The 22,352-nt window shown below is 40.9% G+C and carries 18 protein-coding genes; 11 read left to right on the forward strand and 7 right to left on the reverse strand.

Translation table 11 applies throughout. The features are described 5' to 3' along the window. The first annotated feature begins 143 nt into the window (after nucleotides 1–143). The gene (locus tag PTT44_RS07860) at nucleotides 144–605 is read left to right on the forward strand and encodes a DUF2750 domain-containing protein (protein WP_004981136.1); all 462 of its coding nucleotides are present in this window, start codon (nucleotides 144–146) and stop codon (nucleotides 603–605) included. A gap of 17 nt (nucleotides 606–622) precedes the next feature. On the opposite strand, the gene PTT44_RS07865 is transcribed toward PTT44_RS07860, so the two are convergent. The 4 genes from PTT44_RS07865 to yccS all read right to left on the reverse strand — a co-directional run bounded on the left by PTT44_RS07865 (nucleotide 623) and on the right by yccS (nucleotide 7,152). Then, the gene (locus PTT44_RS07865) at nucleotides 623–1,399 is read right to left on the reverse strand and encodes a YdcF family protein (RefSeq protein WP_168158360.1); all 777 of its coding nucleotides are present in this window, start codon (nucleotides 1,397–1,399) and stop codon (nucleotides 623–625) included. 94 nt (nucleotides 1,400–1,493) lie between these two features. Continuing rightward, nucleotides 1,494–4,160: a PepSY domain-containing protein gene (locus tag PTT44_RS07870; RefSeq protein WP_168158359.1), complete on the reverse strand. Its 2,667-nt coding sequence runs from the start codon at nucleotides 4,158–4,160 to the stop codon at nucleotides 1,494–1,496. A gap of 171 nt (nucleotides 4,161–4,331) precedes the next feature. Further along, nucleotides 4,332–4,892 (reverse strand): YcxB family protein, encoded by a 561-nt coding sequence (locus PTT44_RS07875; protein WP_004981126.1) that lies wholly within the window; start codon nucleotides 4,890–4,892, stop codon nucleotides 4,332–4,334. A gap of 85 nt (nucleotides 4,893–4,977) precedes the next feature. Further along, nucleotides 4,978–7,152, reverse strand: a complete 2,175-nt coding sequence (gene yccS, locus PTT44_RS07880; RefSeq protein WP_168158358.1) for a YccS family putative transporter — start codon at nucleotides 7,150–7,152, stop codon at nucleotides 4,978–4,980. A 141-nt stretch (nucleotides 7,153–7,293) separates the two neighbouring features. Here yccS and PTT44_RS07885 point away from each other — a divergent pair, with 141 nt between their 5' ends. Then, entirely contained in the window at nucleotides 7,294–8,493 is a 1,200-nt protein-coding gene (locus PTT44_RS07885) for a multidrug effflux MFS transporter (RefSeq protein ID WP_273795607.1), read from the forward strand. Nucleotides 8,494–8,569: 76 nt separating this feature from the next. On the opposite strand, the gene PTT44_RS16590 is transcribed toward PTT44_RS07885, so the two are convergent. Continuing rightward, entirely contained in the window at nucleotides 8,570–8,734 is a 165-nt protein-coding gene (locus PTT44_RS16590) for a hypothetical protein (protein ID WP_168158314.1), read from the reverse strand. A gap of 853 nt (nucleotides 8,735–9,587) precedes the next feature. Here PTT44_RS16590 and PTT44_RS07895 point away from each other — a divergent pair. The 3 genes from PTT44_RS07895 to PTT44_RS07905 all read left to right on the forward strand — a co-directional run bounded on the left by PTT44_RS07895 (nucleotide 9,588) and on the right by PTT44_RS07905 (nucleotide 14,205). Further along, the gene (locus PTT44_RS07895) at nucleotides 9,588–10,907 is read left to right on the forward strand and encodes a DcaP family trimeric outer membrane transporter (RefSeq protein ID WP_168158356.1); all 1,320 of its coding nucleotides are present in this window, start codon (nucleotides 9,588–9,590) and stop codon (nucleotides 10,905–10,907) included. Nucleotides 10,908–11,413: 506 nt separating this feature from the next. Then, on the forward strand, nucleotides 11,414–12,655 hold the full coding sequence (gene gltS, locus PTT44_RS07900; protein ID WP_058869175.1) for a sodium/glutamate symporter: 1,242 nt from the start codon (nucleotides 11,414–11,416) through the stop codon (nucleotides 12,653–12,655). A gap of 74 nt (nucleotides 12,656–12,729) precedes the next feature. Continuing rightward, nucleotides 12,730–14,205, forward strand: coding sequence for an alanine/glycine:cation symporter family protein (locus PTT44_RS07905; protein ID WP_168158355.1), 1,476 nt, complete (start codon nucleotides 12,730–12,732; stop codon nucleotides 14,203–14,205). 54 nt (nucleotides 14,206–14,259) lie between these two features. Here PTT44_RS07905 and chrA read toward each other — a convergent pair whose 3' ends face one another. Beyond that, the gene (gene chrA / locus PTT44_RS07910) at nucleotides 14,260–15,447 is read right to left on the reverse strand and encodes a chromate efflux transporter (protein ID WP_168158354.1); all 1,188 of its coding nucleotides are present in this window, start codon (nucleotides 15,445–15,447) and stop codon (nucleotides 14,260–14,262) included. A 138-nt stretch (nucleotides 15,448–15,585) separates the two neighbouring features. Between chrA and PTT44_RS07915 the strand changes: the two genes are divergently transcribed. Together PTT44_RS07915 and PTT44_RS07920 are read left to right on the forward strand one after the other, a co-directional pair. Next, nucleotides 15,586–16,584 (forward strand): patatin-like phospholipase family protein, encoded by a 999-nt coding sequence (locus PTT44_RS07915; protein WP_168158353.1) that lies wholly within the window; start codon nucleotides 15,586–15,588, stop codon nucleotides 16,582–16,584. A 302-nt stretch (nucleotides 16,585–16,886) separates the two neighbouring features. Then, the gene (locus tag PTT44_RS07920) at nucleotides 16,887–17,408 is read left to right on the forward strand and encodes an acyl-CoA thioesterase (RefSeq protein ID WP_058869179.1); all 522 of its coding nucleotides are present in this window, start codon (nucleotides 16,887–16,889) and stop codon (nucleotides 17,406–17,408) included. A gap of 245 nt (nucleotides 17,409–17,653) precedes the next feature. Here the strand turns inward: PTT44_RS07920 and PTT44_RS07925 are convergent, their stop codons facing one another. Then, a complete protein-coding gene (locus tag PTT44_RS07925; protein WP_004694446.1) occupies nucleotides 17,654–17,857 on the reverse strand; it encodes a hypothetical protein in 204 nt (67 codons plus the stop codon). Nucleotides 17,858–18,332: 475 nt separating this feature from the next. Between PTT44_RS07925 and PTT44_RS07930 the strand changes: the two genes are divergently transcribed. From PTT44_RS07930 to PTT44_RS07945, 4 genes are all read left to right on the forward strand, one after another. Further along, a complete protein-coding gene (locus PTT44_RS07930; RefSeq protein ID WP_216076704.1) occupies nucleotides 18,333–19,337 on the forward strand; it encodes a CobW family GTP-binding protein in 1,005 nt (334 codons plus the stop codon). Between the two features lie 68 nt (nucleotides 19,338–19,405). Beyond that, entirely contained in the window at nucleotides 19,406–19,936 is a 531-nt protein-coding gene (locus PTT44_RS07935; protein ID WP_087010480.1) for a YaeQ family protein, read from the forward strand. A 48-nt stretch (nucleotides 19,937–19,984) separates the two neighbouring features. Then, on the forward strand, nucleotides 19,985–20,323 hold the full coding sequence (locus tag PTT44_RS07940; RefSeq protein WP_004981094.1) for an FKBP-type peptidyl-prolyl cis-trans isomerase: 339 nt from the start codon (nucleotides 19,985–19,987) through the stop codon (nucleotides 20,321–20,323). 158 nt (nucleotides 20,324–20,481) lie between these two features. Then, the gene (locus PTT44_RS07945; protein WP_435781930.1) at nucleotides 20,482–22,329 is read left to right on the forward strand and encodes a sensor domain-containing diguanylate cyclase; all 1,848 of its coding nucleotides are present in this window, start codon (nucleotides 20,482–20,484) and stop codon (nucleotides 22,327–22,329) included. Nucleotides 22,330–22,352 lie beyond the last annotated feature (23 nt).

Below are 22,352 nucleotides of genomic sequence, written 5' to 3' on the forward strand. Positions count from 1 at the left end.
GTAGAGCGTCTGCCTTACAAGCAGAATGTCGGCGGTTCGATCCCGTCAGCGCCCACCATATTCCCTTATCGTAAAAACCTTGCTTATCTCAAGCTGTTTTCATACACTTCTGTGCAATAATAATTTTAAAATATGACAGATTTATGAGAAACCCATATCAACGCAAAGCTGCGTCTAAAAATCAAAATATTGCTTACGATCCTCTTGAAATCTATCGTCTTTTTATCGAAACTATCGTGCATCAAGGCCATGTTATTGCCTTATACCAAGATGGCTGGGCTTTATGTGCTACGCCAACCGGTCAACGTTCATTTGCGATGTGGCAGAGTAAAGGTTTAGCACAGCTTTTAGTGAAAGATAATTGGGCAGGCTACGAAATCCAGAGTATTGGTCTTAGCGATTTAGTCGAAAAAGTGATTCCATTCTTACGTGCAGAAAAAACCACGGTCTCGATGAATTTAAGCCCAGAAGGGCAGAATGTCTTGGTTGCACCAGAAAAATTATTATTAGATATCAAAAACTATTTATATCAATTTTCAATGCAGAAGCCTGAATTATTTAAACAATTACAATTACCATCGCCACGGACAATTCGCCTCCATTAATTCAAGATGATCCCATTTTAGTATTCATTGAGTAGCCAACCACTCCAATACGCAAAATATTCACGTAACCATGCATTATAGCGAGTGGCAAGAGGTGTCTGAGCGCTGATCATGATGGGCGTTTGATAACCCTGACGTATGGCTATAGCCCGGCTACGAGGGATATGAAAATCGCTGGTCACAATAGCAATCGGTTGCTGTAGAGAAATATGCTGCTTGGCTAAAATCTTTTTACTATTGATCAAATTTAACTCAGTACTGGTGCTTTGATCTTCGGTGTAAATACGTTGTGCTGGGATATGCTGTACATCAATCAGATACTGCCGCATTGCTTCAGCTTCACTATTTTTTTGCTGAAAGGAGAGGCCGCCACTGACGACCATAATACTGTTGGGATGGTGTTTGGCATAGCTTGCCGCTTGATCTAAACGGCTGGCCAATGTTGGACTCGGTTTGCCATGCTTCAGACCACTCCCAAGAACTACAATAGCGGGTGCAGCATGAGGGGTATTTTGTTGATTTGAAAACCCTAAAAAGACGAAGAAAATGACTAAGCTAAAAACCCAAACAAAGAAAATCGCCCAAGCCCAACGCCATATTGATTGTCTGATTGTATTGGTTTGAATATAGGCGATAAGTTTAGGATAAGCCAGTGCATAAATGATTAGACCTAGTCCAATCAATAAGGGCAAGAGGGTGCCAAAATTAAAGCGTAGTTGTAAAACAAAATACAAGCCGTCTGCGAACAGTAATGACCCGATAATAAAACTAATGACTCTTTTTGATTTTTGCATATAGGCTTGTGGGTTATCGTTTGCATGATTCTAGCAAATTTACGCATGAAAAAACCGAGCGCTGTGGCTCGGTTTTTTCATTTAGACTTAGTGTTTAGTAAACATCGCGACGATAACGACCTTCTTGACGGAGTTGATCTAATTTTTCTTCGCCTAAGATTTCAATTAGGGCAGCATCGACATCGCTCGCCATACCATTAATGCTACCGCAGACATAAATTACGGCACCATTTTCAACCCATGTTTTAAGCTCAGTGGCTTGTTCACGCAGTTTATGGTGTACATAGACTTTCTCTGCCTGATCTCGCGAGAACGCTAAATCTAAGCGTTGTAGCATGCCTGTGGTTTGCCACGCTTCAATCGTACTTTGATAGAAGAAATCATGTTCACGTTGACGCTCACCAAAGATCAACCAGTTTTGCGTATAGTCTAGGCGGGTACGTGCATGGAGTAGACTCATTAAACCAGCGATACCTGTACCGTTCCCAATACAAATGATAGGACGGTTGTCATTGATCAAATGGAATGATTCATTAGTACGAATACGTAGTGCGATAGGTTGCTGAAGCTCGGCATGTTGGGTTAACCAACCAGAACCTAAGCCCAGTTCACCTGCTGAATCTTGCTGTTGGCGCACGACTAAACGTAACACTTGTTGAGTCGGTACACTTGCAATTGAGTATTCACGTGTAGGTAAAGGGCTCAACTGTTCCAGTAAATGTTCCAAATTGGCAAAAGGCTCAATCTCTGTGTTGAGGTTTTTATCCCAAAGCGCTTGCTCAATGGAAATGGCTAAAGACTCAACGATGCTCTGTGCTGCAATGTGATGCTTCTGCATAAAGGCTTGGATACGTGCTGTGCTGTTACCTGGTTGAACTTCAGCAATATCACCCGCTTGCCATGTTGCATCGAAGTTGGTTTTTAGCTCAATATTATAAGCATGTGCTCCGACACTATTTGGATTGAGTACTTCACGTTGTGCCAAATTCCATTGATCAAAGGTTTTGTCAATGTTCATGGCTTGAAGCTCAAGTTTGGTTGCAGAGGCAAGAGCACTGTTCCAACGTTGAATATCATTGTTATCTGCGTTGTTGACTTCAATGGTTGCAAACAAAGCATGTGCGCGATTGGCTTTTAACCAACTATCAATGCGATGTCCAAAACTACAATAGGAATCAGGATATTCTTGAGAGCCTAAAGCCAAAACGGCATAGTGAAGGTGTGACAAATCCAAAGTTGTATTTAAAAATTTCTTTTCAAAACTACTGGCTAAGTCAGGTGCTTCACCCGTGCCATAAGTACTTGCAACAAAAAGCACTTGCTCAGCAGCTTTTAAGTCATCCTGTGTTAAGTGTTGCACAGCTTTAACGCTTACAGGTTGTCTTGCTTCTTGTAAGCTGGTTGCAGTACGCCAAGCAATTTGTTCAGAAACACCCGTTTGAGTTGCATAGGCAATGAGCCATGGTTTCGCATGTGGATCAACTGGAACATTCAACGCTCCACCACGGGCTTGCTGGGTGAGTTTCTTTTGCTTACGGCGTTTGAGATACAGCATCCAACCCGTTACAAAGAACAGTGGCATCATCAGTGATGCAAACATGGCAAAGAATTGATAAATTGGGCCAAAGAAGCTACCACGGTGCACAGGAAGCATACTGCTCATGATTTTTTCATTCAGCTTCTTCTGCTCATACAACTCCATTTTTTCAATTTGTGAAGTTTGATAATTGAAGACCGCTGAGTTTCTCGCCCGCTCATGCTGTGGAATTGCATCTACAAATGAAAGCTCAAGTGTACCGTCAGGCTTTTTCGGAATATTTAGGGTCAGGGTTGAATAGTCTCGACCAACTTGTGCGTTAAATCCTGTCCATGTTTGGGTTAAAGCAATTTGCACTTGTTCAGGAGATAAGCCTTTACGCTCGCCATGTTGTTCGCCTTGCCCACGTTCGCCACGTGCAGCGTGCTCACCTTGTGGCCCGCCACGACCTTGCTCACGTGATTCTCCACCACGAGCACCAGCCTGTTCGCCACGTGGGCCTTGAGCTGCACCAGTATTTGGACGGGGTCCTTCTTGCATTTGTGCTTGTGGGCGTTCAACGCCGAGGACTTTAAACATGCCATCGCGCCACCAATCATAAGACCAGTACAGTCCTGTACAGGCCAAGATCAGATAAAAGATCACCACCCAAGTACCAACAACAGCATGCAAATCCCAAATGAAGTTGCGTCCTTTCAATTTAGATTTAATAAAAAACCATTGTTTGATGGAATGACGTTTGGGCCAACGTAAGTACAGGCCACTCAATACAAAAAAAATAAGCATGAGGGTACAAGCGCCAGTAATTTGTTTACCGACAGGACCGACAGTTAAATTACGGTGTAACTGTTGAATAAAGTTAAAAAACTCACGGCCTTTAACTTCGGGTAAGACTTCAGCAGTATACGGGTTCACCATCATGTTATAACCACGACGTGCGCCTTCTTTCTCGATATTGACTGTACTTGAAGTGGTTGGCTCTTGAGCAATCGTAATACTATTGATTTTGATGGCAGGATCTTGTTTTTGGAAATGTAGATACAGCTCAGCAGGGGTTAATTTATTGTTTTGTATTGCTTGAACGGTATAGCTGTCTGGGTTCATCCATTTTAAGATTTGTTGTTCATAAGAATAGATGGCCCCTGTGACGCCCATAAGCGACAAGATAAGACCCGCAGTGATTCCCAAAAACCAATGCACTTGGAAAAATGTTTTTTTAAACATGGCGATACTTAATGGTGAGCGATTTGTTGTGCGCAAATTATACCTGAAGATTGAGAAGATAATATGGATTTAGAAATTAATATTTATTCTCATTATCATTTATATTCGAGAGTTTAGGATATAAAAAAACCTCCAAAAGTTGGAGGTTTTTTACAGAAGAGAAAGCAGGACTTAAAGTGGCTGCGCTTCACCGACTGTTTCTTTTAAATGTTTACGAATCGTATTAAACGAGAAGTTTTTGCTATCCATGCGTTTTGGCAGAATGTATGCACCTTCTTGGCCTTTCACTTTGAATTTAATCAACAAAAACTCAGGTGTGTTGTACCATTCGTAGATGTCTTTCCAACCGATTGCACCGACACCTTCTTGCATGCCCATTTGCTGGCGCATAATCAGACCGTGAGGTTGTACACCTAAACGAATGCCTTTAATTTCCTGAACTGGAAACTCATTCATTTTGCGCTTCACATACCATTCTAAACCGAATTTACGGACTAAAAGGTAAACCACGACGCAGGCGATTGCGACCCAACAAAAGATGGTTGAATAATTTTTGAGTAAAATTAGGCCAAGAATCGAAAGGGCTGTAACCACAGCCATGATGATCCAAGCTTTCATGCTAATTTTGTTTGTGCTACGCCAAATTTTTAATTGAGCATCGCGTTGTTCAGCTTCAGTGATTTCATAGGTCACAGGCTGTAAAGTATAAGCGTATAAATTTTTCGCGGTCATAGTGAAAGTAACAGATTTAAAACTGCAAAAAGTTTAGCATCATTTAGAGCATTTCAGTGAGTATATTGTTCCAAAATCACCCAAATTATAATGAAGCCAGTTCTGTGGCCTCATGATCCCGTTCGTGGCTTAAACTTTGCTTCAAACGACTGAACTGATTCAAGATGCTAAACATCAAGGAAAGCTGTTGTAAAATGATCAATGCTTTCTGATCTTCCTCATTATTTTGGCTTAAACGCTGACGAATGGTCTGTAGCATATTTTGCGCAGTTAAATCAGGCATTTCATCCCGCAGGAGCGCACCTTGGATATTGTCAAAAGCGCGATCCATCAATTCTAAAATTTGTGGGTCGTCAATTTTTTCGCGATGAGCCCCCAAAGCTGCAATATAGCTAATAAAGGTATGATTGAGACATAAGAACTCAAACGCCAAGCTCTTTTGCGTTGGGTCAAAGTCGGGCTCGGTGGCTAAAGTTGAAATGAGTGAAGCAACTTCGGCATCGGTATTGTGTGCAGCACGACGAACCACGCGATAATTCAGACCGTTGTTACGTCCAGACTTATACTGTTCAATTACCTCAGCTAAATAATCACATTGAGCGGAAAGCGAACGATAAATTGTGCGGGGTAGGCGACGGAACTTCCAGTCTGGGAAAATGAAACTTACACCTAACCATGCCAGTCCACAGCCAATTAAGGTATCCATCATGCGCGGAAGGGCAGCTTCGTATCCCATACCATCTAAGTTGAAATTAATCAGCGCCAAGATAGTGATGAAAGCGGTGGCTTGAGCGTATTGTTTACTGCGAAGCTCAAAGAAAAGTACCCCGCTGATGACCAATACGAGAAGTTGTCCTTCAATCGAAGGTACAAAGTACAATACGGCATACCCTAAAATGATTCCGACCAACGTCCCGACGATACGTAAACGTAAACGACGTTTAGTTGCGTTGAAATTGGGCTGACTGACAAATAGTGCTGTAAGTAAAATCCAGTACCCATATTCAATGTTGGTGACTTGAACAAAGATATATCCAACTAATAGCACGATAGACAGACGAATCGCGTGTCGAAATAACACCGACTCTGGGGTGAGATGTTGTTTAATCCGAACTTTAATGTCATCCCAGCCTTTCAGGTCATCATCTTTGAGCTGGCTTTCGATATGTTTGGTTTTATCGAGCTTAATATTGCGTTCAGTTTCTAAATTACGTAGCTGCGCATCAATCGACTTTAAGTTTTGATACAGTGAAAACAGAGCGTTGACCCAAATTTGGTCATATTGTTGTTCGTCTCTGAGCTTTTCTAATGATAAACGGAGGTTTTCAAATGCATGTTTAAAGCGCTTATTATGGGTATAGGTTTGACGGTTTAAAATGCTGCTGCTTAAGTCCTTACAGGCTTTGGCTTGTATAGATAAAATTCGTTGAAAGCGGAATAAAATATCGCTGTGTTGAAAAATTTTCGCCAGTTTTTGATAGTCAATATGTGCTGAATCTGCACGCTCGTGAATATCTTGCGCCACAAAATAATATTGCAGACTGCGACGTGTATCCCGTTGTCCACGGTCACCTTTTAAACGGGTGAGTAGGGCGGTTTTCATGTCGTTGAAAATTGCAATTAATTTACCATTTTCCAACGACAGTTCAATCATGCTCTGTTGATAGCTGTTAGCTGTCATATCGACATCAAATAGGTTGGATTTGGCAAACAGAAAATCGGCGAGTGAGGAATAACACTTCGATAGATTGTCTTGTACTTGACGAACGGGAAAGAGCAGAAAACTGATGGTTGAAATAACGCTATACCAAATTGCCCCAATCACCAGCAGAGACGGTTGTGTATACCAGTTGTCAAAAAGTCCGACACCGAGCATGGAGTAAACGGAAACCACTAAGCAACCATAGGAAATCGTGGCATAACGACGTCCCAGTGAGCCCAGTAAAATCAGACCAATACACGAAACGATTAGACCCAGTGCGAATAAAATTGGATGCGGAAATAAAAAGTAAATCGACGTTGCAGTAATGAAAAAGCCAATATAGGTAAAAATTAAATTCATGATTCGCACGGAAAAGCGGTCATCAATATCACTTAAACCCGCAGCAACTGCGCCGAGTGTCAGCGGAATAGTTGCCAGTTGAAAACCCATGAGATATGGAACAAAAGCAGTCCCTGCAAAAGTAATGACCATGCGGAGGTTATACATGAAGGTTGTATTATAAGTAGCCTGTTTTAGACTGGTCAGCCATGCTTTCAAAGGGCACCTTTGTTTGTCGCTTAGGGTTGGACAATTTTCAAATATGAGAATATGTGAAATTTCACCTGCTCTGCTATAAATCATACTATGGAGCGTGTAAACTTGTCTGCAAACTCTCCTTCCAAAACATAAATTAATCCTATGTCGACTACACAGGAAAAAGCGGTCTATTCCAACGCTTGGATTCTCTTACTTGCTTCACTGACTGCACTCGGTCCACTGTCTATTGATATGTATTTGCCCGCTTTGCCACAAATGGCGAATGACTTTGGGGTAAGCACACAAATGGTGGCCAACAGCTTACCTGCGTACTTCTTAGGCTTGGCTATTGGACAACTGATTTATGGGCCGGTAAGTGATCGAATTGGGCGGAAAAAACCGCTGTATTTTGGCCTAAGTCTCTACATTATTGCCAGTTTACTGTGTGTGTTTGCAAACAGTGAGTGGAGTCTCATTGCCGCTCGGGTTTTACAAGCCTTAGGCGGTTGTGTGGGCGTGGTGATTGCCCGTGCTGCGATTCGTGACCGTTTAGATATGCAAGCCTCAGCCCAAGCATTTGCCAGTATGATGATCGTGACCACCATCGCGCCGATTATTGCACCGAGTTTAGGCGCGCTGGTACTGAGTTTCAGTAGTTGGCATAGTATTTTCGCCTTTTTGATGGTCGTTGGCTTGGGAAGCCTGTGCTGCGTACATTTTTTCTTTGAGGAAACTCTAGATCCGAAGCGCCGTTTAAAGCTTAACTTTAATCAAGTTTTAAACCTTTATGGCGCGATTTTGCAAGATTCGAGCTTTAGACGCCCGATGTTTGTTGGATGCTTTGCTGGGGCTGTACTCTTTTGCTATATCAGTGCTTCTGCTGCCATTCTGATGGATGGTTACGGCTTAAGTCAGCAAGTTTTTGCCTATGCCTTTGGTGCCAATGCGCTTGGGATTATGCTGTTCTCAACCTTAAATAAGCGCTTGGCACAAAAGTTAAGTGTTTTTCAGCGCTTAAAATTAGGCAGTTTTTTGCAGTTGGCTGGTGTGGGGCTGCTGTTGGTAGCGGGTAGCATGACGCATGCACCGTTATATATCGTTTGCGCAGGGATGTTTCTCGCTGTCGTAGCAATCGGTTTTACAGGGCCAAATGCCATGGCGATTGCAATGTCTGAGCAGGGTGCACGGGCAGGAACGGCCAGTGCGATTATGGGCAGTATGCAATTTGGTTGTGGTCTACTTTGTGGTGTGATTCTTAATTTTCTACTCTGGTCGGCACTTTTGAATATGGCCATTGTCATGGCTATTTTTGTGGCTTTGGCTTTGTATTATGTGTTTAAGCTTGAGCACGAAAAAGCCTAAAAATTGAAGTCGTGACTATATAAAAAAAAGAGACTTATTTTAGTCTCTTTTGTTATTTAAATGAATGCTTTAAATCTCACTCATTGTTTAAGAATACTGCAAAATCTTCAACTGGTACGCCAGATGTTATAAAGCGATTGACGATCTGCTCAGGATCCGCATAACCCAGTGCCATGCCGCAGACGAGTTCAGCATCTTGTACATTGATAGCATAAAAGTGATTCCATACGACTCGTGACAAGAGTCTGAACCTTGTGCTTTGACTGAAGTCATGACATTTCTCATCATGGCAATATCCATTTTCGCGCCGATGTTTAAGGCTTGATTGACTGCGAAGAATAGTCCGACAGGTGCATCAAAAAATTGGTCATTACGTGGTTGCTGCTGTGCGATTTTCGCTTTTCACCTTTTTGAATATTAAGCAAGCCATATAAGCCCCAACCATTTTCACGGTGGCGCTCAATAAAAGGCGAAATTCATTTTTCTGGATAATATGCAAAAGCTTCTTGGTATAGTGCGGATTTTTTTGGATGTTGAAATCATTCAAATTGAACATAACAGACCTACTCAAGCATTTCGTCACGCTTTTTTCCTATGAGCACATCTTTTTGCCCTAACCGTGTATTCATGCTTGGGGATATTTTATTCATCATGCTCAATAATAGTCTGAATAGTTAGGATTTTTTGGTGCAAAGGTGTGATTTTGACCCATCATTGGGCATAGATGGCTATCTATTAGACTAAGACTTTAGTTATAAGAAAAAAATATAGATCTCAAATAAAACTCAGTCTATATTTAAGAAAATATGAAGAATTGTTACTTAATTATTGCAAAAGTCTGTCTAAATTGTAATTTGATGCTTCAAAGCCAATCGCGAATAACATCAATTATCGTTCAAAATTGCTGGCATTAGACTTTAGTGGCAAGAGTAATAAAAGGTCATATCTTAAAACATCGAAATGTGCGATTTTTCATCTTTATAAGATTACTTTGCATATGAAAAGACCAAAACGGAGTGGTCTTTTGTGCAAAAAATTTTACTGAAATGGAATTTTTGATTCACAATTAACAATGTAATAAAGGAAGTTTGTGTATGCGTTTAGCCCTCAATAAAAAGCCATTTATCGCTCAAAGCCTAGCACTTAGTGTGGCTGCTCTGATGATGACAACAACTCATGCTGCAACCAAAGAACAACAAGAACTCGCTCAGTTGCGTGCCGAAGTTGCAGAGCTAAAAGCATTAATGCAACAACAGCAACAAGTTCAACAACAACAAGCAGTTCAGATTCAACAAGTGAAAGCACAGCCAGCTCCTGTAAAAGCTGAATCTTCACTATCTTCGTTCAAATCTAAGTCTGGCGCAGACATTAACCTATATGGTTTTGTTCGTGGCGATGCAAACTACATTATTGAAGGTGCGGATGACGACTTCAACAAAGTTTCAAGCTCAAATGGCCAAACTAAAGACAAACTTCGTGCAACAGCGAAAACCACACGCTTAGGTTTAGATTTCAATACCAATGTGGCTGGCGACAACAAACTTGGCGGTAAAGTAGAAGTAGACTTTGCTGGAACGAATGAAGCACTGCGTATTCGTCATGCATATTTGACTTATAACAATTGGTTGTTTGGTCAAACCACTTCTAACTTCCTGTCAAACCACGCACCAGAAATGATTGACTTCGGCACTAACGTGGGTGGCGGTACAACTCGTATTCCACAAGTACGTTATGGCTTTAATTTGGCACCTGCAACGAAATTATTCATTGCTGCGGAAGAAGGAAATAGTTCAGCAAACCAACTTAAAGTTACCACGACTAACGGTGTAACTACGAGTGAGACTGTTAGTTCAGATGTGAAATATAGCTTACCAGTATTAACTGCGAAATTAACGCAAGGTTTTGCAGATGGTAAAGCAAATGCATCTGTTCGTGGTTTGGTAGAGCAATACAAATCTGAAACAGCTGGTGATGACAAAACTGGTTGGGGTATTGCTGCTGGTGTAAATTATCAAGTGATTGATCCGTTAAAACTCAGTGCTGATGTGTCTTATGTACAGGGTAATAGCAACTACTTATACGGAAGCAACACTGCATTTTATGTAGATAATGCGAATGGCAAGATCGAGCAAAATGAAGCATTCGGTGTACAAGTCGGTGGTACGTATAAATTCAACGAAAAATTACGTTCGACTTTAGCGTATGGCGCACTCTTTGCGGATGATGGTACTGATTACGCGCGTTTAAACACAGCTGCAAATGAAGAAGTTTACCAAGCATGGATTAACTTCATTTATTCACCAGTTAAGCCTTTGGACTTAGGTGTTGAATATATCAATGGTAAACGTGATACCTTTGCTGGGGATAGCTACAAAGACAACCGTGTTGGCTTAATGGCGAAATACAGCTTCTAATCATGTGATGAAATAGTTGCGGTTTTAAAAACAGGAGCTTTAGGCTCCTGTTTTGTTTTAGTCGACAAATTTATACAGACTAAATACATTCTGAATATAGACTTAAGTATTAGGTCAGAAAAGAATAAGTGAAATAGTTGGAAATTATTGTAAAAAAATAAAGATTATCTATAAAAAATCTGCATAATGTCGGTCTTTCGCCCATATTGTACTTTTATTGGTTGTTTTTGAGCCAATATGGGGCGGTTTTGTGATTTTTTTCAAAAAACCGTATCTGTGTCCAAACATTATTGGGCATTACGTTATTTCAGTTTACTCATCGTGTAGAACTGAACATGTTATGCATCAGATCGCTTAGTTTGTTACCAATTTACCCGTTGCCTGAATTTCCATACGCAAGACTGAGTTTGTCTCAGATTTACGAAATATCTCTTGAAGTATCAATGGATTCGGTGGCTTATTAGCCAGATAACAAAATCTAAGCATCCGCTTTATGGACAATTGTCATGGAATTTACTTTTAACGCTTTTTATACCTTGATTGCTGCTGTCATCGTTTTGTTACTTGGCCGCTTCTTGGTAAATAAAATTGGTTTCTTGAAACGCTACAACATTCCTGAGCCTGTCGCAGGTGGTTTAGTTGCAGCGATTATCTCCTTGGTTGTGCATAGTCTTTGGGGCTATAGCATCACGACCAGTAGCGAATTGCAAACAAGTTTTATGCTGATTTTCTTCGCCTCAATTGGTTTAAGTGCAAACTTTGCCAAATTGCGCGAAGGCGGAATTGGTCTGGTTATTTTCTTGATGGCTGTCGCATCATTTATTGTGGTGCAAAACTTTGTCGGCATTAGCCTTGCAACTTTATTGGGTATTGACCCACTTATTGGTTTGATTGCAGGTTCAATTACCTTAACTGGTGGTCATGGTACTGCGGGTGCTTGGGGTGAAATTTTAGAAGTTAAACATGGTATCCAAGGTGCATTAGCTTTGGGTATGGCGAGTGCGACATTTGGTTTGATTATTGGTGGTTTGATTGGTGGCCCTTTAGCGAAGTTACTCATTAACCGCTATCAATTGGCGACGCCACGTACCAATGAACAAATTGAAAAGAGTGATAACACGCCACTGACTGATATTAATTCAACAGAATATGTACCGTTTGAATATCCACATCGTGTGCGTTTAATCACTGCGGATAATGCGATTACCACATTAGGTTTGTTTGCAGGCTGTTTGGCTTTTGCTGACTTTATGACCGGCCATATGAAAGGCACAATGCTTGAGTTACCGACTTTTGTTTGGGCGCTTGCAGGTGGTGTGATTTTACGTAATGTGTTGGAAGGTATTTTCAAAGTTCAAATCTTTGACCGTGCGATTGATGTATTTGGTAATGCATCATTGTCGTTGTACCTTGCGATGGCGCTACTTTCGTTGAAATTATGGCAATTGGCTGACCTTGCAGGTCCGCTTGTGGTAATTTTAGGTGCGCAAACGATTACGATGGGCTTATATGCTGCATTTGTGACATTCCGTGTAATGGGTAAAAACTACGATGCTGCGGTGTTATCTGCGGGTCACTGTGGATTTGGTATGGGTGCAACCCCGACTGCGGTTGCAAACATGCAGGCGATTACCAACATGTATGGTCCTTCGCACAAGGCATTCTTGATTGTGCCTTTATGTGGCGCATTCTTTGTAGACTTGATTAACGTGGCTGTCATTCAGTCTATTTTGCAATATTTTAACTAATTGGAAATGCAATTTGCCCTAGGAAACTAGGGCTTTTTTGCTTTCAGGTCTCTCACAATAATTAGGATATCGAGATGAATGATCAATTAAATGAAACATTACTCGGGTGGGTGAATACACTGAATGGACCTCTGTGGGACTTTTTGGTGATTTTCCTTGTTGCGGTCGGTGTGTTTTACACGCTAATTACGGGTGCAGTACAGGTTCGCTTATTTTTGCACAGCATCAAGGTCATGAAATCAAGCCGTAAGGAATGTGATGATGATCATGGCATTACACCTTTTCAGGCTTTTGTCACTGGGCTTGCAAGTCGTGTAGGGGTAGGTAATGTTGCGGGCGTTGCGATCGCAATTGCGATTGGTGGACCGGGTGCAGTATTTTGGATGTGGGTCACTGCATTTTTAGGCATGAGTTCGGCTTTTGTTGAGTCATCTCTTGCACAGTTGTTCAAGGTGCGTGACCAAGAAAATAAACAGTTCCGTGGTGGACCTGCCTACTATATTACCCAAGGCCTGAAACAAAAATGGTTGGGGGTAGTCTTTGCCGTTGCCCTCATTTCAACCTATGGTTTCGTGTTTAATGCAGTACAAGCCAATGCAATTACAGGTGCGACAGCACATGCATGGGGATGGGATAAAGCCAATCTGGCATTTGAACTCGGCGGCATTCATATTGTGGTGTCTTGGGTTGGACTAGCTTTAGTCTTGCTGACCGCGATGATTATCTTTGGCGGAATCAAACGTATTGCCAAAGTCGCAGAAAGTTTTGTGCCATTAATGGCCTTGTTGTATTTGGCTGTTGCTTTATATATCGCCGTAATCAATTACGCTATTTTACCTGATATCTTCCAACTCATTTTCTCTAAAGCTTTTGAGTTTGAAGCTGCTGCGGGCGGTTTCTTTGGTGCGATGGTTTCTATGGCAATGATGATGGGGATTAAACGTGGTTTATTCTCTAATGAAGCAGGGATGGGGTCGGCACCGAATGCGGCAGCTGCATCGGATGTAAAGCACCCTGTAAACCAAGGTTTGGTACAAATGGTCGGTGTATTTGTGGATACCTTCGTGGTGTGTTCATGTACAGCGATTATTATTTTGGCATCAGGACTTTATCATGATGCGGGCTTTGAAGGCGTAGCGCTCACCCAAATGGCTTTAGAGAGCCAAATTGGTTCTTGGGGTGATGACTTCCTTGCAACGATTTTATTCATGTTTGCCTTTTCATCAGTCATTGGTAACTATGCTTATGCTGAAGGGAATGTGCAATTTATCAATAACAATGCCAAGGTGATGTTCGTCTTCCGTATCTTTGTTTTGATTATGGTGTATCTCGGTTCAGTGATGAGTGTGCCTCTCATTTGGAACACTGCCGATTTGTTCATGGGCATTATGGCCACCATTAACTTGTTTGCTATTTTGCTGTTAACACCATTCTTATTGATGCTGTTAAAAGACTATTTGGCACAGCTGAAACAAGGTGTGAAAGAGCCAGTGTTTAAATTGGATAACCATCCTAAATTTAAAGACAAAGTGAAATCAGACATTTGGTAATCTTTTAGCACATTAAAAAAGCCTCTACATTGATAGGGGCTTTTTTATGGCTATTTAGCCGCTAAAGTAAAACAACAGCTGATACAGTGCAAAACTTAAAATCAGGCTTAGCCAAATCGGGAGTTTGGTTCGAAGTAGTAAAATAACAGCGATTACAAAAACTAAGTCAGTCCAATGCTTGAAATAACTTTGTCCCATTTGTATCACTAAACACAGCAGTAAACTGACCACTGCCGCATTGATCCCAATCACGGCTTTTCGGATCGCAGCTTGCTGCATAAGCCAAGACCAATAGGGCAAGGTGGCAAATATTAAAAAGAATGAGGGCAGAAAGATTGCTAAAGTGGCTAGAACCACATTCAGCCAAACAAATGGCGTTAAAGGCAGTAAAGCACCTAAGTAACTGGCGAAACTAAATAAGGGGCCGGGCATGAGTTGAGCCAGCGCATAACCTAAGTCAAATTGTTCGGCAGATAAAATATGGTTGGCAACAAAGTCCTGATGTAAAAGTGGCAAAATAATATGTCCACCACCAAAAACTAAAGATGCGGCTTGGTAAAAACTAAACAGGCTCTGTGAGAAGAGTGAAGAAGATGAATGCCACACCATAAAAACTACAAAAGGCAAAACAAATGCAATCAGCCAAAGATAAGCCTGCTTTGCTTGGACTTTTGATTTTAAGCTGCTGTCTTGAAGCTTTGATGTCGAATCTGCTGCAAAATAAATACCGACGAGAGCAGCCACTAAGATGACGATAACTTGGCTGAATGACCATGGTACAAAGTAAAGAAACAAGGTGCTAAGTAACATCAGCATATATTGCCAAATGGTTTTGCAGAAACTTGTCAACATTTGCCAAAAGGCCCAGATCACTACAGCAAAAACGATCAACTGAATGCTATGTAGTGTCATCGCACTGAGTTGATTGAAATACTGCTGACCCAGTACCGCGAAACATGCCATGAGGAGCATAGACGGCAAAGTAAAACCGAGCCAAGCCGCGCACGCACCGCGGTAGCCTTGGAGTTGATAACCAATGGCAATACCCACTTGGCTGCTGGTTGGCCCTGGAAGTAATTGTGCGAGAGCAACCAACTGGGCGTATTCAACATCACTCAACCACCCAAGTTGCTGTACAAAATGACGGTGAAAAAACACCAAATGAGCAGCAGGCCCACCAAAAGACATGCAGCCCAATTTTAAAAAGTGCAGAAAAATTTGAGTGATATGCTGAGTGCACATGTTGAATTATGCTGACAAATTGAAACAGATTATAATGGGGGAATATGACGCTTTTACGAAAAGCAACAGTACATGGACTGCTGATTTTCATACACTATGCTGCTGGAAAACTTCGCTCTATCTCAACTTCGGTGAATCATGTTGAACATTAAACTTAGCCTTATGTCGTTTACATTGCTCGCTTTAGCAGGCTGTCAAAGCATGCCCAAAGTTGCTCAAGAAACGCCAAGTCAGGCATTTTTAGCTGAAACTGACTCAGGGGAACCCCAAGAGCGACTCAACCAGATTAACTTTAAACAGCTCAAAAAAGAACAAAACCGCCCAATCATTGCTTTGGTATTGGGGAGTGGTGGTGCACGTGGTTATGCACATATTGGCGCAATTCAAGTTTTAGAGCAGTCGGGGGTTCGTCCCGACTTTATCGTGGGAACCAGTGCCGGTAGTATCGTCGGTTCACTGTATGCTAGCGGTAAAAATGCCAATCAAATTCGTGATATTGCGCTGAATATGAAAGCCAATGATGTGCGCGATATCCGTTTGGACATGAAAGGTTTCTTTGATGGTCAAAAAGTTGAAGACTATGTCAATGAGCAAGTAAGCGATGTTCCACTTCAGCGCTTACCTATCCCGATGTATGTGGTGGCCACGCAGTTAAAAGAAGGTAAAAAAGTCGTCTTTAACTATGGCAATACTGGTCAAGCAGTTCGAGCATCGGTATCGATCCCGAGTATGTTTATTCCAACCAAGATTGGTGCTGATGAATATGTAGATGGTGGTTTAGTCAGCCCCGTACCTGTTGATGTGGCACGCAAGTTAGGGGCAGATATTATTATCGCGGTCGATATCTTGGCACAGCCGATGTATACCGAAACCTCAAATGTTTGGGGGCTGTTTAACCAAAATATCAATATTATGCAAAAGAACCTTGCGCAAATTGAGCTGAAAAATGCAGATATTGTGATTCAGCCAGACTTGCGTGAGAAAGTACATATTTTCGATGTCAGCGGACGTGAGTTGACCATGCAAGCTGGGGTCGATGCAACCGTTGCACAGTTAGGACAGATTCAAAAAGTTTTTGCGCAGAAAAATTATAAGCAAAAATTGAATATTCAAAATATCCAAGCGCGAACGCATTGATCTGGCGCTATGTAGAAATAAATGCTTGAATGGGCTTTTATACATCACTATAACTCGAAAAACAGTCAATCAGGCAAAAGCCATTTATATTCTGTGAAAATATCACAGCGACAATGTTTTTGAATAAATTAAAATTTAAAGAAGGCTTATAGATTCAAAAGCTTAGTGTTCTTTATATATATTTTTTTGAATGATAGTCAAATCACTATAAATAATAATGATGGTTTTGTTACCAAATTTAGCGTTCAAAACCGATATAATAAATGTCACATATCCTATTATCTTACCAATTAGAGAACGCGATGTCCCCATTAGATCAAATTGCTGCGGCTGCGGATGACCAGTCTGAACTCACTATGTCGGTCTTAATGACACCTGATATGGCGAATTTTTCAGGAAATGTGCATGGTGGCACCATTTTGAAACTGTTAGACCAAGTGGCATATGCGTGTGCGAGTCGTTTTTCAGGAAGTTATGTGGTGACCTTATCGGTTGATAAAGTTAATTTTAAAGAGCCGATTCATGTGGGCGAGTTAGTGACTTTCTTGGCAAGCGTGAACCATGTCGGTCGTACTTCGATGGAAATTGGTATTCGTGTTGAAGCACAAAATATTCAAAAGCGTACAGTACGCCATACCAATAGTTGTTACTTTACCATGGTCGCGGTAGATGAAAATGGTAAGCCAAAACAAATTCCTGCATTGAATTTGGACAATGACTGGAAGCGTTGCCGTTTTGAAGCAGCAGAACAACGTAAGGTCGCGCGCTTACAAGAGAACCATCATCCTTCGTGCAGTATTTATAAAAAAACATCGCATAGTTAAGTTTTAAAAAAAGATCTCCTACATAGGGGATCTTTTTTTATGTCTGACGTTGATGTTTTGAATAGAAGCTCATATGGGAAAACTACGCAAATTTGGTTTTCTGCACCTGTTGATCTCGAATTTCTAAAGCCCATATGCATAAATAAAAAGAAACCAAGACAGGATATATCTTGGTTTCAAGTGACGCTAAAAAGTTGTTGCGATCCAGCAGGAGAGTAAAGCCACTGGATCTCTCAACATTTCAATTATTTAGCGGCTTTTTCTTGATTCGGTTGTTCTGCTGATGCTTCCGAAGCAGGTGCATTTGCACTTAAGTCTGTAGTTTCAGCTGTTTCTTGGGTTGATACTACAACTTTGTCTTCTTGAGCTGGCGCTTGTTGAGGTGCAGCAAAAGTTGCAAAGCTCGCAGCTGTTAAAGATGTTGCAATAATTAAGTGAGAAAGTTTCATGGTTTTGGCATCCTTATATTTTATAGATAAAAATAGTTCAGACTGATCATCACATCAATTTGAACTGAGCTTCATGCTATCGCCTGAATATCTGCGGTTCAATCGAAGCAACAATGTGAAAAGTGCACATTACCTAAAACTACAGATGATGAAAAAATAGTAAGCTTTAAGTAACAAGTAGAAGTTTTTTGTGAATAGATTGAGAGGAAATGAAGAATTAATGATCAATATGGATGTTAGAAAACTCACATAAACTGTACAAAGCATGCGAATTAAGTGCGAAACCCTAATTTCAGTACTGAGTAAAATGTAAGGAAGTTTGTCCAATAGGGGTATAAATGAATGAAATGTCAGCCAACTGAATGCTGAGTGTTCGATGCCATGGATTTGAGATGAGAAAGTTGGTGATTTAAATTAAGATAAAGGCTTATTTTATTGTGCTGTTTTTATCATATTCCATGCTAGGTATAAAATTTTGAAACTGATGTCGATGCCGCAGGCGGTTCCTACGCATATTATTTCGGGCTTTCTTGGTGCAGGTAAAACCACTTTGCTCATGCATTTGTTAGGTCAGAAACCGGAACATGAAGTTTGGGCGGTACTGATGAATGAGTTTGGGCAAATTGGCGTAGATCAACAGCTCATGCCACAAACGGAAGGCTATGCGGTGAAAGAATTACTCGGTGGTTGTTTATGTTGTAGCAGCCAACTACCGATGCAAATTGCACTGTCTCGTTTGCTTTCAGAACAAAAGCCTGATCGGCTGTTTATTGAACCCACAGGCTTGGGACATCCAGCACAGTTACTAGAGCAACTGACCGAGCCTCATTGGCACTCGACCCTGCACATGCGTGCGCCGATCACGGTGCTGGATGGTTCGCGTTTACATGATCATGCATGGACAGCACAAAATCTCTATCAGGATCAATTAAAAGCGGCGCAGATTGTGGTGGTTTCGCATCAAGCTCAAATGCAAAAAACAGATCAAGATGCTCTTGAAAAACTGCAAAGTGAATATCAGCCTTATGCTCAGCAGTGGTTGATGGCGGAGCAGGGCAAGATTGAGCTTACACAAATCGATTTTGAGTACATCGGAACAAAACGATTCAAGCAGCCTTTACTGAACGTTCAGCAACAGTTGAAAGCGACTCAACAAGATTTTCCCGAGATTAAACAGTTGCCGTATCACTATGTAGAAACAGCACAAGGTTATAGTGTTGCAGGTTGGAAAATGCCGAAGCGTTGGGTTTTTAACTTTTACGATTTACTCGATTTACTTTGTGAACAGCAAGATTGGCGACGGATTAAAGGAATTTTCCATACCAATCAGGGGTGGAAGGCATTTAATTTCAATCCTGAACAATTTAACTATCAAGATGTCGAAGAAGGGATTGATAATCGAGTTGAATTGATTGTTCAAAACGAAAGAGATTGGATGGACTTTGAAAGCGCACTTTTTGAATGTCGCATAGAGCAATGACTTAAATTGTTTTAAGCAAAAAAAGCCGAAATCTTATATGCTAGTCGGCAAATTTGAGGATGGTATGTATGGCGCTTAAAGCTACAATTTATAAGGCAGATTTGAATATTGCCAATATGGATGTCCACCAATATGGGGACTATCAACTGACTTTGGCATTGCATCCTTCAGAAACCATTGAGCGTTTGATGGTGCGTTTGTTGGCATTTGCACGTTTTGCGGATGAAGCTTTAGAGTTTACCAAAGATTTATTTGAAACCAATGAGCCTGCGCTGTGGGAAAAAGACCTAACGGGTCAGTTGGTAAAATGGATTGAAGTGGGCAGCCCAGACGAAGATAAAGTGAAAAAAGCCAGTGCACGTTGTAAGCAAGTGGCTATTGTTACTTATGGCACAGCGGTCGATGAATGGTATAAGCGCAACAGTAAGTTGAAGACATTGAACAATGTTGAAATTTGGCAGTTGTCGACTGCAAGTACTGAAGCGGTTCAAGCCCTGTGTGAGCGGACCATGCAACTTCAGTTAAATGTAATGGATGGTGAGTGGACCTTAATTGGTGACAATGCTCAAGCCATTATTGAGTGGACGCAATTGCAATAAACAAGCAGTTTAACTAGATTTATTGATTGAACAGGTTGGAGCGAGAACATGAGCGCAGAATTAGAAATTATTGATTTGGTTGTCGGTGAAGGCAAAGAAGCAGTCAAAGGTGCTTTAATCACTACGCATTATACGGGCTGGTTAGAAGATGGAACCAAATTTGACTCATCTTTAGACCGCGGGAACTACTTTGAAACTGTGATTGGGACAGGCCGTGTCATTAAAGGTTGGGACCAAGGGATTATGGGCATGAAAGTGGGTGGTAAACGTAAACTCATCGTGCCATCACATTTGGCTTATGGTGAGCGTAAAATGGGCAATATTATTCCTGCCAATTCAAATTTGATTTTTGAAATTGAATTGTATGATGTAAAAACACGTGATTAATCAAAAATAGTGATAATTAAAAGAGTCAATTACAAGGATGTATTTGATTCATTTGTAAAAACACTTGGTTTTTAAGAAAAACATTTGTAGATTAATTATTAGGCAGAGCGTATTTAAGGGAAGAGTCGCTTTTGTATAGCTCATTGAGCAAACGGTCTTTGTTTGGGTTTGTTTTAAGCTGTTTGCTGGTTTTAAGTTTGATACCTTCGACGTGGGCACAATATGAAGCTGAGCCCACGCAGTATTATTTGCATCAAAAAAATGTCAATGACATTCAATTCACCGAACAAACCACCAGTTATTTAAAAGGCACATGGTCTTATTATGACCAAGAGCTGATTTCTCAGCCCAATCGTAAACTCCCTTCTAAAACTACCGAACTGCCAATTTCATTTCAAGAACTTACCGGCAGTAATACGGGTTATGGGACTTTTGTCGGTCATTTCAAGATTCCAGATGAATTTATTGGCCGAAGACTAGCCATTCATATTCCCAATCAAAATTGTGCTTATCGGATTTATCTCAATGGCGATTTTTTAGTTCGTTTAGGGGATGTCGCGGATAATGTGGGAGCACAGCAAACTGAAAATGCACCGCGGATTGCTTATTTTGTCCCTGACGGCCCCTATTTTACTTTAAGTATACAAGCCTCAAACTTTAACAATTTACGCGGCGGCCTTGAAAGCCCCATGCATATTGGCATTGCTAAAACGATTAATCGACATTATCAGCAACTGATGATGAGTATCGCCATGATCTGTGGCGTGGTGTTTGGTGTAGGAATGTTCACCACCATGTTCTCGATGTTCCGTGGTTCAGATGAACGGAATAGTAAAAGTATTTTTGTTTTTGGTATTTTTATTTTATTTCTTGCCTTACATAATCTTTTTACCGCGCCATATGCTTATACGACTTTCTTAGATATCAACTGGTTGTGGGGCATACGCTTAGAATATTTATTTATCTATTTAGCGGTCATGTTTTTTTTGAGCTATATGTATTTGCTCAATCAGCACTATTTACAGCATTGGATTTATACCGTCTCCATGTTGGTTTTGACCTTGAATATCGTCATTACCTTGTTATCCGAGCAAGTTGTTTTTGAGCAGCTGGCTTTTTATAGTGCATTCTTCAGTATTATTATTTTGCTTAATTTTGCCTATGGTTTTTACATTACTTTAAAGACCAAGCAAAAATATTCAAAACTCAATTTATACGCCGTGGTATTGCTGTGTATATCGTTCATTCATGACTTTTTGTTGACGCTACATGTAATTGATTCGATTCATCTCTCTTTTATCTCTACCAGTCTGTATGCACTCTTGGTGATGTTCCAACAATCACGTAACTATGCTTATCAGACTTACCATACCGAACGTTTAAATAATAATTTAATTGAATTGAATGATTCTCTAGACCAAAAAGTGCAACAGCGCACCTCTCAATTACATGACTTAAATGAAAAACTCGAATATCAAATTAAAATTGATGCCTTAACAGGTGCTTATAATCGGCGTGCATTGAATCAAGAAATTCAGCAGCGCTTTATTGAAACACAACAAGATAGTCATGCAACTTTGGTTTTTGCCATGATGGATGTCGATTATTTCAAAAATTATAATGATTACTATGGGCACTTAAAGGGCGACGAAGTCCTGCAAAACCTGGTCAAAGTGATTGGTGCGGTACTGCCACATAATGCTTACTTAGCACGCTATGGTGGGGAAGAGTTTGCCATTGTTTTATATAATGTCCCAATTGTGATTATTAGTCAGATTATGCAAACCGTTTTAGATGCGGTGCGTAGTGCGCGCTTTGAGCATCATAACCGCCAAGATGGCAAAGATTATGTGACTTTGAGTATGGGCGTGTCGTGGATGGATCGTGAAACGAGTTATGTCAATATTCACGACCTCATGAAAGCAGCCGATTTAAAACTCTATCAAGCCAAAGAAGCGGGCCGTGATCAGATGAGAATGCCCAATGAATCAGATGAAAATGAGTGAATTTAGTTGAGTCATACTTCTGT

Origin of the sequence: Acinetobacter sp. Gutcm_16 (assembly GCF_028649355.1) — a bacterium.
In the GTDB taxonomy this organism is placed as follows: Bacteria; Pseudomonadota; Gammaproteobacteria; order Pseudomonadales; family Moraxellaceae; genus Acinetobacter; species Acinetobacter johnsonii.

What these genes read in the sequence shown, in the direction of transcription:
- PTT44_RS07860 (WP_004981136.1), top strand. Translation starts at nt 144, where the DNA reads ATGAGAAACCCATATCAACGCAAAGCTGCGTCTAAAAATCAAAATATT.
- PTT44_RS07865 (WP_168158360.1), bottom strand. Translation starts at nt 1,399, where the DNA reads ATGCAAAAATCAAAAAGAGTCATTAGTTTTATTATCGGGTCATTACTG.
- PTT44_RS07870 (WP_168158359.1), bottom strand. Translation starts at nt 4,160, where the DNA reads ATGTTTAAAAAAACATTTTTCCAAGTGCATTGGTTTTTGGGAATCACT.
- PTT44_RS07875 (WP_004981126.1), bottom strand. Translation starts at nt 4,892, where the DNA reads ATGACCGCGAAAAATTTATACGCTTATACTTTACAGCCTGTGACCTAT.
- PTT44_RS07885 (WP_273795607.1), top strand. Translation starts at nt 7,294, where the DNA reads ATGTCGACTACACAGGAAAAAGCGGTCTATTCCAACGCTTGGATTCTC.
- PTT44_RS07895 (WP_168158356.1), top strand. Translation starts at nt 9,588, where the DNA reads ATGCGTTTAGCCCTCAATAAAAAGCCATTTATCGCTCAAAGCCTAGCA.
- gltS (WP_058869175.1), top strand. Translation starts at nt 11,414, where the DNA reads ATGGAATTTACTTTTAACGCTTTTTATACCTTGATTGCTGCTGTCATC.
- PTT44_RS07905 (WP_168158355.1), top strand. Translation starts at nt 12,730, where the DNA reads ATGAATGATCAATTAAATGAAACATTACTCGGGTGGGTGAATACACTG.
- chrA (WP_168158354.1), bottom strand. Translation starts at nt 15,447, where the DNA reads ATGTGCACTCAGCATATCACTCAAATTTTTCTGCACTTTTTAAAATTG.
- PTT44_RS07915 (WP_168158353.1), top strand. Translation starts at nt 15,586, where the DNA reads ATGTTGAACATTAAACTTAGCCTTATGTCGTTTACATTGCTCGCTTTA.
- PTT44_RS07920 (WP_058869179.1), top strand. Translation starts at nt 16,887, where the DNA reads ATGTCCCCATTAGATCAAATTGCTGCGGCTGCGGATGACCAGTCTGAA.
- PTT44_RS07925 (WP_004694446.1), bottom strand. Translation starts at nt 17,857, where the DNA reads ATGAAACTTTCTCACTTAATTATTGCAACATCTTTAACAGCTGCGAGC.
- PTT44_RS07935 (WP_087010480.1), top strand. Translation starts at nt 19,406, where the DNA reads ATGGCGCTTAAAGCTACAATTTATAAGGCAGATTTGAATATTGCCAAT.
- PTT44_RS07940 (WP_004981094.1), top strand. Translation starts at nt 19,985, where the DNA reads ATGAGCGCAGAATTAGAAATTATTGATTTGGTTGTCGGTGAAGGCAAA.